This is a genomic window from Enterobacter cloacae complex sp. 385G4 (assembly GCF_057320665.1).
Genome location: NZ_JBXWDD010000001.1, coordinates 1,154,897 through 1,168,153, shown reverse-complemented (window position 1 = coordinate 1,168,153; position 13,257 = coordinate 1,154,897). Strand labels below are relative to the sequence as shown.

General features: G+C 53.7%; 15 protein-coding genes, 3 tRNA genes and 1 pseudogene. 12 read left to right on the top strand and 7 right to left on the bottom strand.

The features are described from left to right. The first annotated feature begins 6 nt into the window (after nt 1-6). The 6 genes from fliZ (at nt 7) to sdiA (ending at nt 4,921) form a co-directional block, all read left to right on the top strand. Complete coding sequence (gene fliZ, locus AC2FAJ_RS05785) at nt 7-558, top strand: flagella biosynthesis regulatory protein FliZ (protein WP_028013680.1); 552 nt, start codon at nt 7-9, stop codon at nt 556-558. Nucleotides 559-644: 86 nt separating this feature from the next. Next, nucleotides 645-1,445, top strand: coding sequence for a cystine ABC transporter substrate-binding protein (gene tcyJ, locus AC2FAJ_RS05780; protein WP_028013679.1), 801 nt, complete (start codon nt 645-647; stop codon nt 1,443-1,445). 106 nt (nt 1,446-1,551) lie between these two features. Next, nucleotides 1,552-2,538, top strand: coding sequence for a D-cysteine desulfhydrase (gene dcyD / locus AC2FAJ_RS05775; RefSeq protein ID WP_485453915.1), 987 nt, complete (start codon nt 1,552-1,554; stop codon nt 2,536-2,538). Between the two features lie 21 nt (nt 2,539-2,559). Beyond that, nucleotides 2,560-3,228: a cystine ABC transporter permease gene (gene tcyL, locus AC2FAJ_RS05770; protein ID WP_028013677.1), complete on the top strand. Its 669-nt coding sequence runs from the start codon at nt 2,560-2,562 to the stop codon at nt 3,226-3,228. Then, entirely contained in the window at nt 3,225-3,977 is a 753-nt protein-coding gene (tcyN, locus tag AC2FAJ_RS05765) for an L-cystine ABC transporter ATP-binding protein TcyN (protein WP_028013676.1), read from the top strand. Before tcyL ends, tcyN begins: the two co-directional genes overlap by 4 nt. Nucleotides 3,978-4,198: 221 nt before the next feature. Continuing rightward, nucleotides 4,199-4,921: a quorum-sensing transcriptional regulator SdiA gene (sdiA, locus tag AC2FAJ_RS05760; protein WP_028013675.1), complete on the top strand. Its 723-nt coding sequence runs from the start codon at nt 4,199-4,201 to the stop codon at nt 4,919-4,921. Between the two features lie 66 nt (nt 4,922-4,987). Here the strand turns inward: sdiA and AC2FAJ_RS05755 are convergent, their stop codons facing one another. Together AC2FAJ_RS05755 and AC2FAJ_RS05750 are read right to left on the bottom strand one after the other, a co-directional pair. Further along, complete coding sequence (locus AC2FAJ_RS05755) at nt 4,988-5,212, bottom strand: DUF2594 family protein (RefSeq protein ID WP_222567081.1); 225 nt, start codon at nt 5,210-5,212, stop codon at nt 4,988-4,990. A 25-nt stretch (nt 5,213-5,237) separates the two neighbouring features. Continuing rightward, a pseudogene (locus AC2FAJ_RS05750) lies at nt 5,238-5,306 on the bottom strand (hypothetical protein); the annotation flags it as partial. Between the two features lie 370 nt (nt 5,307-5,676). Between AC2FAJ_RS05750 and uvrY the strand changes: the two are divergent. The 6 genes from uvrY to AC2FAJ_RS05720 all read left to right on the top strand — a co-directional run bounded on the left by uvrY (nt 5,677) and on the right by AC2FAJ_RS05720 (nt 9,214). Continuing rightward, the gene (gene uvrY, locus AC2FAJ_RS05745; RefSeq protein ID WP_013096026.1) at nt 5,677-6,333 is read left to right on the top strand and encodes a UvrY/SirA/GacA family response regulator transcription factor; all 657 of its coding nucleotides are present in this window, start codon (nt 5,677-5,679) and stop codon (nt 6,331-6,333) included. Beyond that, nucleotides 6,330-8,162 (top strand): excinuclease ABC subunit UvrC, encoded by a 1,833-nt coding sequence (gene uvrC / locus AC2FAJ_RS05740; RefSeq protein ID WP_045631540.1) that lies wholly within the window; start codon nt 6,330-6,332, stop codon nt 8,160-8,162. The genes uvrY and uvrC overlap by 4 nt, the downstream gene beginning before the upstream one ends. 56 nt (nt 8,163-8,218) lie before the next feature. After that, complete coding sequence (gene pgsA / locus AC2FAJ_RS05735; RefSeq protein ID WP_041909393.1) at nt 8,219-8,767, top strand: CDP-diacylglycerol--glycerol-3-phosphate 3-phosphatidyltransferase; 549 nt, start codon at nt 8,219-8,221, stop codon at nt 8,765-8,767. A 152-nt stretch (nt 8,768-8,919) separates the two neighbouring features. Continuing rightward, nucleotides 8,920-8,995, top strand: a tRNA-Gly gene (locus tag AC2FAJ_RS05730). 46 nt (nt 8,996-9,041) lie between these two features. Next, nucleotides 9,042-9,115 (top strand) — tRNA-Cys (locus AC2FAJ_RS05725). Between the two features lie 12 nt (nt 9,116-9,127). Continuing rightward, nucleotides 9,128-9,214: transfer RNA gene (locus AC2FAJ_RS05720), tRNA-Leu, on the top strand. Between the two features lie 208 nt (nt 9,215-9,422). On the opposite strand, the gene AC2FAJ_RS05715 is transcribed toward AC2FAJ_RS05720, so the two are convergent. The 5 genes from AC2FAJ_RS05715 to livM form a co-directional block, all read right to left on the bottom strand. Then, a complete protein-coding gene (locus AC2FAJ_RS05715; protein WP_047362808.1) occupies nt 9,423-9,875 on the bottom strand; it encodes a DUF3828 domain-containing protein in 453 nt (150 codons plus the stop codon). Nucleotide 9,876: 1 nt separating this feature from the next. Beyond that, on the bottom strand, nt 9,877-10,236 hold the full coding sequence (locus AC2FAJ_RS05710) for a CHAP domain-containing protein (RefSeq protein ID WP_485453914.1): 360 nt from the start codon (nt 10,234-10,236) through the stop codon (nt 9,877-9,879). Between the two features lie 161 nt (nt 10,237-10,397). Further along, on the bottom strand, nt 10,398-11,114 hold the full coding sequence (locus tag AC2FAJ_RS05705; protein ID WP_045631541.1) for an ABC transporter ATP-binding protein: 717 nt from the start codon (nt 11,112-11,114) through the stop codon (nt 10,398-10,400). Continuing rightward, nucleotides 11,111-11,986 carry an ATP-binding cassette domain-containing protein gene (locus tag AC2FAJ_RS05700; RefSeq protein ID WP_045260336.1) on the bottom strand — a complete coding sequence of 292 codons (876 nt, stop codon included), beginning with the start codon at nt 11,984-11,986 and terminating at the stop codon, nt 11,111-11,113. The genes AC2FAJ_RS05705 and AC2FAJ_RS05700 overlap by 4 nt, the downstream gene beginning before the upstream one ends. After that, nucleotides 11,983-13,257 (bottom strand): high-affinity branched-chain amino acid ABC transporter permease LivM, encoded by a 1,275-nt coding sequence (gene livM / locus AC2FAJ_RS05695; RefSeq protein ID WP_047362806.1) that lies wholly within the window; start codon nt 13,255-13,257, stop codon nt 11,983-11,985. Before livM ends, AC2FAJ_RS05700 begins: the two co-directional genes overlap by 4 nt.

The following is a 13,257-nucleotide window of genomic DNA, read 5'->3' as shown; positions in this document are numbered from 1 at the left end:
GTTATCATGACGGTGCAGCAATCTAAAAGACGGCCTTTAAGCCGCTACCTGAAAGACTTTAAACACAGCCAGACGCATTGCGCCCACTGTAACAAATTACTCGATCGTATCACGCTGGTTCGCCGCGGCGAGATCGTGAATAAAATCGCTATCTCTCGCCTCGACACGTTAATGGATGAAGCCGCGTGGCTCGAAGAGCAAAAAGAGTGGGTGGCGCTTTGCCGTTTCTGTGGCGATCTCCACTGCAAAGAGCAAAGCGACTTCTTCGATATCATCGGCTTCAAACAATTCCTGTTTGAACAAACGGAGATGAGCCACGGCACCGTGCGCGAATATGTGGTTCGCCTGCGCCGTCTTGGGCAGCATCTGAGCGTTAACAATATATCTCGCGATCTGCTGAAGACCGGTTACCTGGATGAAAATCTGGAGCCGTGGCTGCCTGCAACCAGCACCAACAACTACCGTATTGCGCTGCGCAAGTATGCGCAATATAAGGTGCAAATGCCGGGTTCCGTGAAGCAGAAAGCGCTCGCCGGAACAACTTCTGATATATATTAAAAAAGAATAAGATGTAGCGCAGTCGCCTTTGACGTTGCAGGCGATTTCTCTACACTACGTAAAAATTCCACTATATCGGGGTATTTATGAAATTTGCACTTCTGGGTCGTCAGGCGCTGATGGGTGTTATGGCTGTCGCGCTGGTTGCGGGCATGAGCGTGAAAACGTTCGCTGCAGAAAACCTGCTGAATAAAGTAAAAGAGCGCGGTACGCTGCTGGTCGGGCTGGAAGGAACCTATCCTCCGTTCAGCTTCCAGGGCGATGACGGCAAGCTGACCGGTTTTGAAGTGGAATTTGCAGAAGAACTGGCGAAGCACCTCGGCGTTAAAGCCTCCCTGAAACCGACCAAATGGGACGGTATGCTGGCCTCGCTGGATTCAAAACGCATTGACGTGGTGATTAACCAGGTGACCATTTCTGACGAGCGTAAGAAGAAGTATGACTTCTCCACGCCGTACACCGTGTCCGGTATTCAGGCGCTGGTGAAGAAAGGCAACGAAGGCTCCATTAAATCCGCTGCCGATCTTAAAGGCAAAAAAGTCGGCGTCGGTCTGGGAACTAACTACGAAGAGTGGCTGCGCCAGAACGTTCAGGGCGTGGACATCCGCACCTATGATGATGACCCGACGAAATATCAGGACCTGCGCGTAGGCCGTATCGACGCCATTCTGGTTGACCGTCTGGCCGCTTTGGATCTGGTGAAGAAAACCAATAATACCCTGGCAGTAGCGGGTGATGCGTTCTCTCGTCAGGAATCCGGCGTGGCCGTCCGTAAAGGCAACGAGGATCTGGTGAAAGCCATTGATTCCGCGATTGCTGACATGCAGAAAGACGGCAGCCTGAAGGCGCTGTCTGAGAAGTGGTTCGGAGCAGACGTCACCAAATAAGTCGGTGACCTGGAAAAAGGCGCTTTTAAAAGCGCCTTTTTTATTTCTTACGCGTCTGCGTGCATAATGAAAAATATCACATTTTGTCTGAGTTACCGGAGAGTCCATGTCACTACAGAATTTAACGCGCTTTCCCCGTCTGGAGTTTATCGGCGCGCCGACGCCGCTGGAGTACCTGCCGCGATTTTCTGATTATCTGGGACGCGATATTTTTATTAAGCGCGATGACGTGACGCCGATGGCGATGGGGGGCAATAAGCTGCGCAAGCTGGAGTTTCTGGCGGCCGACGCGCTGCGCGAAGGCGCGGATACGCTTATTACTGCCGGGGCCATTCAGTCCAACCATGTTCGTCAGACGGCCGCCGTGGCGGCAAAACTCGGTCTTCACTGCGTGGCTCTGCTGGAAAACCCGATTGGCACGCGGGCGGAAAACTATCTCACCAACGGTAACCGCCTGCTTTTAGACCTGTTTAACGTGCAGGTGGAGATGGTGGATGCGTTGACCGACCCGACCGCGCAGCTCGACGATCTGGCCACGCGTCTGGAAGCGCAGGGTTTCCGCCCCTACGTTATTCCCGTCGGCGGTTCGAACGCGCTGGGCGCGCTGGGCTATGTGGAAAGTGCGCTGGAAATCGCCCAGCAGTGCGAGGGCGCCGTTAGCCTCTCGTCAGTCGTTGTCGCCTCCGGAAGCGCGGGCACGCATGCCGGGCTGGCGGTGGGGCTGGAACAGCTTCTGCCGGATGTCGAGCTGATTGGCGTGACGGTTTCCCGCAGCGTCGCGGACCAGAAGCCAAAAGTAGTGGCGCTGCAACAGGCGATGGCAGAGCAACTGGAGCTGAAGGCCAGGGCCGAGATCCTGCTCTGGGATGACTATTTTGCGCCGGGCTACGGCACGCCTAATGAAGAGGGGATGGAAGCCGTTAAGCTGCTGGCGCGCCTTGAAGGTATACTGCTCGATCCGGTCTATACGGGTAAAGCGATGGCCGGGCTTATCGATGGCATTGCGCAGAAACGCTTTAAGGATGAAGGGCCGATTTTATTTGTGCACACCGGCGGGGTGCCCGCGCTGTTTGCTTATCATCCTCATGTCTAAAAATCAGGTCGAAAAATAATAATGCAAGAAAGTATTCAACTGGTTATTGATTCCCTGCCATTCCTGCTGAAAGGTGCGGTATTCACGCTACAGCTCAGTATCGGCGGGATGTTCTTCGGTCTTGTGCTGGGCTTTGTACTGGCCTTAATGCGCATGTCGCCCATCCTGCCGGTACGCTGGCTGGCGCGCTTTTATATTTCCGTGTTTCGCGGTACGCCGCTTATCGCCCAGCTCTTTATGATCTACTACGGTTTACCGCAGTTCGGCATCGAGCTGGATCCGATCCCGGCGGCGATGATTGGCCTGTCGCTTAACACGGCGGCCTATACCTCCGAAACCCTGCGCGCGGCGATCTCGTCGATTGATAAAGGCCAGTGGGAAGCGGCGGCCAGTATCGGGATGACGCCGTGGCAGACGCTGCGACGCGCCATTCTGCCGCAGGCGGCGCGGGTAGCGCTTCCGCCGCTGAGCAACAGCTTCATCAGCCTGGTAAAAGATACCTCTCTGGCGGCAACCATTCAGGTGCCGGAGCTGTTCCGTCAGGCGCAGCTCATTACCTCGCGCACCCTTGAAGTTTTCACCATGTATCTGGCCGCCTCGCTGATCTACTGGGTGATGGCGACGGTGTTGTCTGCTCTGCAAAACTACTTTGAAAACCAGCTTAACCGCCAGGAGCGTGATCCAAAATGAGTGCAATTGACGTCAAAAACCTGGTGAAAAAATTCCACGGGCAAACGGTGCTCCACGGCATCGACCTGGAAGTTGAGCAGGGAGAAGTCGTGGCGATTATTGGGCCGAGCGGGTCGGGGAAAACCACGTTGCTGCGTAGTATCAACCTGCTTGAGCAGCCGGAAGGGGGCACCATTCGGGTTGGGGAGATAACGATTGATGCCGGTAAATCCATCAGCCAGCAGAAAGGGTTGATTCGCCGCCTGCGTCAGCATGTTGGCTTTGTGTTCCAGAGCTTCAATCTATTCCCGCACCGCACGGTGCTGGAAAATATTATTGAAGGACCGGTCATTGTAAAAGGTGAGCCCAAAGAGGAAGCGACGGCACGCGCCCGCGAGTTGCTCGCCAAAGTCGGGCTGGCAGGGAAAGAGACCAGCTATCCGCGCCGCCTGTCGGGCGGACAGCAGCAGCGCGTGGCCATCGCGCGCGCGCTGGCGATGCGCCCTGACGTGATCCTGTTTGATGAACCGACCTCCGCGCTCGATCCAGAACTGGTGGGTGAGGTGCTGAACACCATCCGCCAGCTGGCGCAGGAAAAACGCACGATGGTTATCGTGACCCATGAAATGAGCTTTGCGCGCGACGTGGCGGATAGAGCCATCTTTATGGACCAGGGGCGGATTGTGGAGCAGGGACCGGCGAAAAGCTTATTTGCTAACCCCCAGCAGCCGCGAACCCGTCAGTTCCTGGAAAAATTCCTTATGCAGTAGCATTTATGTACTCATTTGCTCCAGAAAGTTCTTCTGGAGCAAATTATTCTCGCTCTTCGCCTTAAACGGTGTTCTTTTATTCTACCCGAACAGAATAATCCTTATCCATAGCACAGTTAATTGTGCTAGTGCCGATATTTTGTGGTTAGAAATAAGTTTTATGTGTTAGGTTATATTCACCATAATAATGATTATCTTTTCAGAGGCTTCTTTTAGTAAGTATGAAGGATTCAGACTTTTTCACCTGGCGACGGGATTGCTCCCTGCGGTTTCAGGAATTGACCTGTGCCGCCGAGGTATATCATGAACTTCAGCGACAAACTCAGGCGCTGGAATTCGATTATTACTCACTCTGTGTGCGCCATCCGGTGCCGTTTACGCGGCCTAAAATTGCTGTGCATGCCACTTATCCGCAACAGTGGCTGGCGCAATATCAATCAGAGAACTATTTCACCATCGATCCGGTGCTAAAGCCGGAGAATTTCATTCAGGGGCATTTACCCTGGACGGACGAATTATTTGCGGATGCTCAGGAATTATGGCATAGGGCGCAGGACTTCGGTCTACGTTCGGGAATAACGCAGTGTCTGATGCTGCCTAATCATGCGCTCGGCTTCCTCTCTGTTTCCCGTACTCGCGCGCAGGAAGGACCGTTTGCCGGCGAGGAAATAGAGCTGCGGCTGCAGATGCTGGTGCAAATGGCATTAACCGCGCTGCTGCGTTTTGAAGATAAGATGGTTATGCCGCCTGAGATGAAATTCAGTAAACGCGAACGAGAAATTCTGAAATGGACCGCGGAAGGGAAGACGTCGGCGGAAATAGCGATCATTCTCTCTATTTCAGAGAATACGGTTAACTTCCATCAGAAGAATATGCAGAAAAAATTTAATGCGCCAAACAAGACGCAGATTGCCTGTTATGCGGCGGCTACGGGACTGATCTGATTAGAGAGTACGTTCTGCGTGACAGACGAGTGGACGGCTGAATGCACTGCATCCAGCCGTTTTTTGTTACTGGCGGTACGCTTGTTTGATTTGCTTAACGGTGTTAGCAAATACGGCCGATTCCGCTTGGTCTTCCATCTGCGAGATTTGTTTTTCCATTTTAATGATCACACGACCAGCATCAGCCTGGCCCATCGCCTGCAGCATCAGCGTTAGCAGCGCTTTCAGGCAGTTTACTTCCTGTGCCAGTTCCTGGTTATTCTCCGCAGTGGCAAATTCAGGTGTGCTCATTTATTTTCCTCATTATTAAACGGCGCTAAAGCGCGACGACGAAAGTCAAGGCGGCGGAGTATACCACAAGCTGCAGCAAAAAATGCAGCGGTTGTTTTTCGTACTTTTACGCCAGTGTTTATTTGCGTAAACAGAGCCAGCCAGTAAACTGATGCTCTGGTACGGCTATTAATTGTTTGCGCCTGGTTTACTTGCCGTTAATTATTGTTACAAAAATTGAGAACAGTTTTTCCGCGAGGAAAGCGTGCATGCTTTTTGTAACTTTTTGAATACAGATGCTTAAAAATTGCCGCAAAAGCTCTGATGGCAAGGGCTCTCTTTCCATCGACTGTACAGGCTAATTTCCAAAAACGAGAGCAAAATCGAATAGCCGATTTTTTAACGTTTTAATCTTGTGATGAAAACCGTTAATATAAGCCAAATTATCACTCAGTAGCGTTATCCCTATTCTGGAGACATTTCCTTTGATCAACGTCCTTCTTGTTGATGACCACGAACTGGTGCGCGCAGGGATACGACGCATTCTTGAAGATATTAAAGGTATTAAAGTTGCCGGTGAGGCGTGCTGTGGGGAAGATGCCGTAAAATGGTGCCGCACAAACTCGGCCGATGTGGTGCTGATGGATATGAATATGCCCGGTATCGGTGGCCTTGAGGCAACACGCAAAATCGCGCGTACCTTTGTTGATACAAAAGTCATCATGCTGACCGTGCATACTGAAAATCCGCTTCCCGCGAAGGTGATGCAGGCGGGGGCAGCCGGTTACCTGAGCAAAGGCGCCGCACCGCAGGAAGTCGTGAATGCTATCCGTTCTGTATTTGCCGGGCAGCGTTACATTGCCTCCGACATTGCGCAGCAGATGGCGCTGAGCCAGATCGAACCCGAGAAAACGGAATCACCGTTTGCCAGTTTGTCTGAGCGTGAATTGCAGATTATGCTGATGATCACCAAGGGTCAGAAAGTGAATGAGATCTCAGAGCAGCTGAATCTCAGCCCGAAAACGGTCAACAGCTATCGTTATCGTATGTTCAGTAAACTGAACATTCATGGTGATGTTGAACTGACTCATCTGGCCATCCGGCACGGTTTATGTAACGCGGAGACGTTGTTAAGTCAGTGAGTGATGTATTCGATTCAAAAGCATTTCTGAAAACCGTAACCAGCCAGCCAGGCGTCTATCGCATGTATGACGCTGGCGGTACGGTTATCTACGTGGGGAAGGCCAAAGATCTTAAAAAGCGTCTTTCCAGCTATTTCCGCAGCAACCTTGCCTCCCGTAAGACCGAAGCGCTGGTCTCACTCATTCAGAATATTGATGTCACCGTGACGCATACCGAGACGGAAGCGCTGCTGCTTGAGCACAACTATATTAAGCTCTATCAGCCGCGCTATAACGTGCTGCTGCGGGACGACAAATCCTATCCGTTTATTTTTCTGAGTGGCGACACCCATCCGCGTCTGGCGATGCACCGCGGCGCAAAACACGCGAAAGGGGAATATTTCGGCCCCTTCCCGAATGGCTATGCCGTGCGGGAGACGCTGGCGCTGCTGCAAAAAATCTTCCCGATCCGCCAGTGTGAAAACAGCGTCTACCGCAACCGCTCGCGCCCGTGTTTACAGTACCAGATTGGGCGTTGCCTTGGCCCCTGTGTTGCCGGGCTGGTCAGTGAAGACGAGTATGCGCAGCAGGTAGAATACGTACGCCTGTTCTTAGCTGGCAAAGACGATCAGGTTTTAACCCAGCTGATCGCCAGAATGGAAAAAGCCAGCGCCGCACTTGAGTTTGAAGAGGCTGCGCGGATCCGCGACCAGATCCAGGCGGTGCGCAGAGTCACTGAGAAACAGTTTGTCTCAAATACCGGCGACGATCTCGACGTTATCGGCGTGGCCTTCGACGCCGGCATGGCCTGCGTGCATGTGCTGTTTATTCGCCAGGGCAAAGTGCTCGGCAGCCGCAGCTATTTCCCGAAGGTGCCTGGCGGCACCGAGCTGGGTGAAGTGGTGGAAACCTTTGTTGGTCAGTTTTATCTTCAGGGCAGCCAGATGCGTACGCTACCCTCGGAGATCCTGCTCGATTTTAGCCTCGATGATAAAACCCTGCTGGCCGATTCGCTTTCCGAACTGGCCGGGCGTCGGGTCAATGTTCAAACCAAACCGCGCGGTGACCGTGCACGCTATCTGAAGCTGGCGCGGACCAACGCGGCGACGGCGCTCACCACTAAACTGTCCCAGCAATCGACGGTTAACCAGCGTCTAACCGCGCTGGCGACGCTCCTGAAGTTGCCGGAAGTGAAGCGAATGGAATGTTTCGATATCAGCCATACGATGGGTGAGCAGACGGTGGCGTCCTGCGTGGTATTTGACGCCAACGGCCCGCTGCGCGCCGAGTATCGCCGCTATAACATCACCGGCATCACGCCGGGTGACGACTATGCTGCCATGAATCAGGTGCTGCGCCGTCGCTACGGTAAAGCGATTGAAGAGAGCAAGATCCCGGACGTGATTCTTATCGACGGTGGGAAAGGGCAGCTAGGTCAGGCGAAAGCGGTATTCGAGTCGCTCGACGTTGAGTGGGACAAGAATCATCCGCTGCTGTTAGGCGTGGCAAAAGGGGCCGATCGTAAGGCCGGTCTGGAAACGCTGTTTTTTGAGCCGGAAGGTGAGGGCTTCAGCCTGCCGCCGGACTCCCCGGCGCTGCACGTCATTCAGCATATTCGCGATGAGTCGCACGACCATGCCATCAGCGGCCACCGTAAAAAACGGGCGAAGGTCAAAAACACGAGCACGCTTGAGACTATTGAGGGCGTTGGGCCAAAACGCCGCCAGATGCTGCTGAAGTATATGGGCGGATTGCAAGGATTACTCAACGCCAGTATGGAGGAAATTGCAAAAGTGCCGGGTATTTCGCAAGGGCTGGCAGAAAAGATCTACTACTCGTTGAAACATTGAGGGCTCTGTAGCAACATAGAGCTAAATTTTACTGACAACAAATAGTTACCGTCACTATGCAATATAATATCCCTACGTTGCTCACTCTCTTTCGTGTTGTACTCATTCCGTTCTTTGTGCTGGCGTTTTACCTGCCGGTCGTCTGGGCACCGTTCGCCTGCGCATTGATCTTCCTTATTGCAGCGGTAACTGACTGGTTTGATGGCTATCTGGCGCGCCGCTGGAACCAGAGCACCCGTTTCGGCGCCTTTCTCGATCCGGTAGCGGATAAAGTGATGGTCGCGATCGCGATGGTGCTGGTGGCTGAGCACTATCATACCTGGTGGGTGACGCTGCCCGCCGCGACTATGATTGGCCGTGAGATCATCATCTCTGCGCTGCGTGAGTGGATGGCGGAGCTGGGGAAACGCAGCAGCGTGGCGGTATCCTGGATTGGTAAAGTGAAAACCACCGCGCAGATGGCCTCGCTGGTGTGGATGCTCTGGCGTCCGAACGCCTGGGTTGAGTGGGCGGGGATTGGCCTCCTGTGGGTCGCGGCGGTGCTGACGCTGTGGTCAATGCTGCAATATTTGAACGCTGCGCGCGGGGATTTGCTTGATCAGTGATCGTTTCGCCGTAATTTTCAGCAAACAATCCAGACAAGCAAAAAATAACGTTGACTCATCACGTCATATCAGTAGAATGCAACGCATCGAACGGCGGCACAGCAAGCCGGACGATAATGAAATCAAGTGGTTAGCAGTTAACTTGATAACATGCGGGAATAGCTCAGTTGGTAGAGCACGACCTTGCCAAGGTCGGGGTCGCGAGTTCGAGTCTCGTTTCCCGCTCCAGATTAAAGACATGCGCAATTGCGGGTGTCAGTTAGAAAAGTTTTACGGCGCGTTAGCAAAGCGGTTATGTAGCGGATTGCAAATCCGTCTAGTCCGGTTCGACTCCGGAACGCGCCTCCACTTTCTTCCCGAGCCCGGATGGTGGAATCGGTAGACACAAGGGATTTAAAATCCCTCGGCGTTCGCGCTGTGTGGGTTCAAGTCCCACTCCGGGTACCATGGGAAACAAAGAATAATCAAAGCAATAAGCAGTGTCGTGAAACCACCGAAAGGTGGTTTTTTTGTGCCTGAAATCCACTTTCTTGCATCATTGTTATTATTCAGTTATTCAGTTATTCAGTTATCCAGAGCGAAGGTGTATTTGTCGGCGATACGACAGGGATTCGCGAAGATGCATTGCATCAGTACCCCTGTCATATCGCCGATATCATTCTGCGCCCAGGTTGTCAGAAATATTCACGCTTGCCACGGACTGAACTTTCCATGCGCCATTTTCTTTGACCATGCAGTCAATCACGGTGTGATCCCGCTTTTTGCCGAATGATATATACACCTGCATGCATGCGGCATCGTAATCTAATGCCCGCGCACTGACGATGCCCCAGTCATCATCATATCCCTGGGCCTTTATGAACATATCGACGTCAGGCACGTCATATTCATCCGGATCCAGCTTATCCATGGCTTTGAGCTTGCTGATTGTTTCGCGGGTAACGTATCGGCTCAGCGCTTCATAGTTTTTTATTGGCTCTTTCCCACTAAGAATCTGCGAGATGTACCACTTATTAAACTGAAGGGCGGCGGATGCCTCAGGGGGTAGCTTCTGTGCAGCTGATACGAGAGTGGGCAGAAGCAGGGCAGCAAGAATTATTTTTTTCATGTTAGTCATGCCTGTATATTGCATACACTGGCTTTACTTCCCGGTATTCTTTTCCCGGATACATTGTTCGCTGAACAAAATCAGAGTACCAGACGCCGTTCCCGCCATAGATGCATGCATGGCCATAGGGGTGGTGGGCTGTAGGCTGGATCACTGCCACGTCACCCTCAACAGGCTCGCCGTAAATCTGATGGAAGCCAGCCAAAATCAAATTGCTTTTCATATCCTTAGCATAATGTGTGTTCTGCAGATTCGCACCGCCAACGCGAATGGCTTTTGAAACAAATTCTGCACATCTTTTCTGGCTATGCTCGCCCGCATGCTGGCGGGCATAAACTGCGGCTTTATGGGCACTCCACATAATTTAATCCCTTATAGACTTAATGGTTAACAAGGGAAACATTACGCCTGTAAGTTGCAGTTTTTTGTAAATAAGGGTGATCGGAATTAAACCACTATCTGTTTGGATAATGGTGTTTGGTTAATCCATACGGCATCTTTATGCCCGCTATCGCGGGCGTTTTAATATCCACCCAAATACGCCTTCCTCACCTCCTGATTTCCCAGCAGCTCCTCGCCGCTGCCGCTCAACCGGATCTGCCCGTTAACCATCACATATCCGCGGTCGGAAAGCTTCAACGCATGGTGCGCATTCTGCTCCACCAGAAAAATGGTCATGCCGTTGCGGGCCAGCTCGCGCAGCGTCTGGAAGATCTGTTTCACCACTATCGGCGCTAAGCCCAGGCTCGGTTCATCCAGCAACAGCAGCCTGGGACGGCTCATCAGCGCCCGGGCGATCGCCAGCATCTGCTGTTCCCCGCCGGACATGGTCATCGCGCGCTGCTTGCGCCTCTCCTTGAGGCGAGGGAACAGGTCGAACATGGTTTGCATATCTTCAGCCGCAAACCGATTGCCGATGGGGATGGTTCCCATCAGCAGGTTCTCTTCGACGGTCATATCCGGGAAGACACGCCGGCCTTCAGGCGCCTGCGCAATGCCGCCGGAGGCGACGTAGTGGGTGGATTGATGGCTAATGTCGTCACCACTGAACAGAATCTGCCCGCTCCGGATGCGCGGCTGGCCAAAGATAGACATCAGCAATGTGGATTTACCCGCGCCGTTAGCGCCAATCAGCGCCACGGTCTCACCTTTATTGACCTCCAGGGAGACCTGCTTCAGCGCCTGAATGGCGCCGTAGAACACATCCACCTTGCGAAATGCCAGCAGCGGTTCGGTCATAGGGTCACCTCGCTTTCGTCCGTACCCAGGTAGGCAGCAATCACCTTTTCATCATGCTGGATCTGTTCGGGTTTCCCTCTGGCAATGACATCGCCGTGGTCGAGCACGATAATGTCGTCCGAAATCTCCATCACCATCCCCATATCATGTTCAATCAGTAAGACCGTGATGTCATGACGATCGCGCAGGAAACGAATAATGCTGCTCAGCTTATGCGTTTCGACCGGGTTAAGCCCGGCGGCAGGCTCATCGAGACAGATCATCTCGGGCCCGGTACACATTGCCCGCGCGATCTCCAGACGCCGCTGCTGCCCGTACGACATCTCTCCCGCCAGGCGATTGGCGCACTCCACCAGGTCCACCACCTCCAGCCAGTAGAAGGCCCTGTCCAGGGCATCGCTTTCCGCCCGCCGATATGCCGGCGTGTTTAAGATCCCGGCGAGCAGATTGCGGTTAACGCGCATATGCTGCGCAACCAGCAAGTTTTCCACGACAGACATCTCGCGAAAAAGGCGGATGTTCTGAAAGGTGCGCGCCAGCCCGGCGCGGTTCACCAGGTGCGTTCCACCAAACATTTTGTAGAACAGGCGCTGCCCGAACTGCGCGGGGTTAATCCAGTCGCCCGGCTGGAATTTTTGTCCGAGGACCTGAATAACGTTGGTCGTTTTAGTGCGGGTAGAAAATAAAATATTGCCGCCGGAGGCCTTATAGAAACCCGTCAGGCAGTTAAACACGGTTGTTTTTCCCGCTCCGTTTGGCCCGATAAGAGCGGTAATGGAGCCGCGCTGCACGTCCAGATTAACGTCGTTAAGCGCCTTAATCCCACCGAAGTGCATCATCAGATGTTCCACGCGCAATATCGTTCCGTTCATGGCGCCACTCCCTTACGCACGGCAAACCCGCTGCGGTTAATGCGGATCAGGCCGCGTGGACGCCAGATCATCATCACCACCATCAGCATGCCAAACAGCAGGACGCGGTACTCCGCAAAACTGCGCAGCAGCTCCGGCGTTACCGTCAGCACGAAGGCGGCCAGCACCACGCCAAGGGTCGAGCCCATGCCGCCCAGCACCACGATGGCGAGGATCAGCGCGGATTCAAAGAAAGTAAAGGAGGTCGGATTCACAAACCCCTGATAGGTAGCGAAGAACACCCCGGCAATCCCCGCGGTCGACGCGCCCAGCGTAAAGGCGGAGAGCTTCACCAGGACGTGATTCAACCCCATCGAGCGGCAGGCAATTTCGTCTTCTCGCAGGGCTTCCCACGCCCGGCCAATCGGCATCCGCGTCAGGCGGTGTTTGACGTAGAGCACCAGCATCACCACCAGGAACAGCACCGCGTAGATAAAAATAAACTTCATGTTCGGGTTGTAGGTCAGGTGGAAAAACTCGTGAAAAGGCACGCCGCCTTCTTTCGCGCGTCGTCCAAATTCCAGGCCGAAAAAGGTGGGGGGAGGGGCTGACACGCCGTTGGGGCCGCCGGTGAAGGTCAGCCAGTTGTTCAGGATCAGGCGAATGATCTCCCCGAACCCGAGGGTGACGATCGCCAGATAGTCGCCGTGCATGCGCAGTACCGGGAAACCGAGCAGGGCACCGGCGGCGGCGGCCATGATTGCCGCCAGCGGCAGCATGCTCCAGAAGCCTAACCCCAGATACTGATACCCCAGCGCCAGACCGTACGCGCCAATCGCGTAGAAGGCGACGTACCCCAGGTCCAGCAGGCCGGCCAGCCCCACGACGATGTTCAGCCCCAGACCGAGAAGCACGTAGATCAGCCCGAGAATGGCGACGGTCAGTACATACTTGGTGGCGACAAACGGGAAGCAAACCGCAAGCGCAATCAACAGAGGAATAATCCAGCGCATGCGGCTTTTGTAGTCCGGTGGCCTAACATAGACGCCCGCGTTATCAGCTTCGAAGCGCGCCTGGAAACGAGCGCCCGCGGCGGTACCCAAAAAAGCGCTCAAGAGAAAACGCCCCAGCATTACAATGCCGACCATCCAGGCCAGCCGTTGTCCGGCAAAGTTAAAGCTGTACCCGTCCAGCACCACGCCAGCAATCGGGCCGAAGATAATCAGCGCAATCAGCCCGGAAAAAATCGCGTCCAGAACGCAGCGCTTTAGAGAAAAACCGTGCGATGTCAT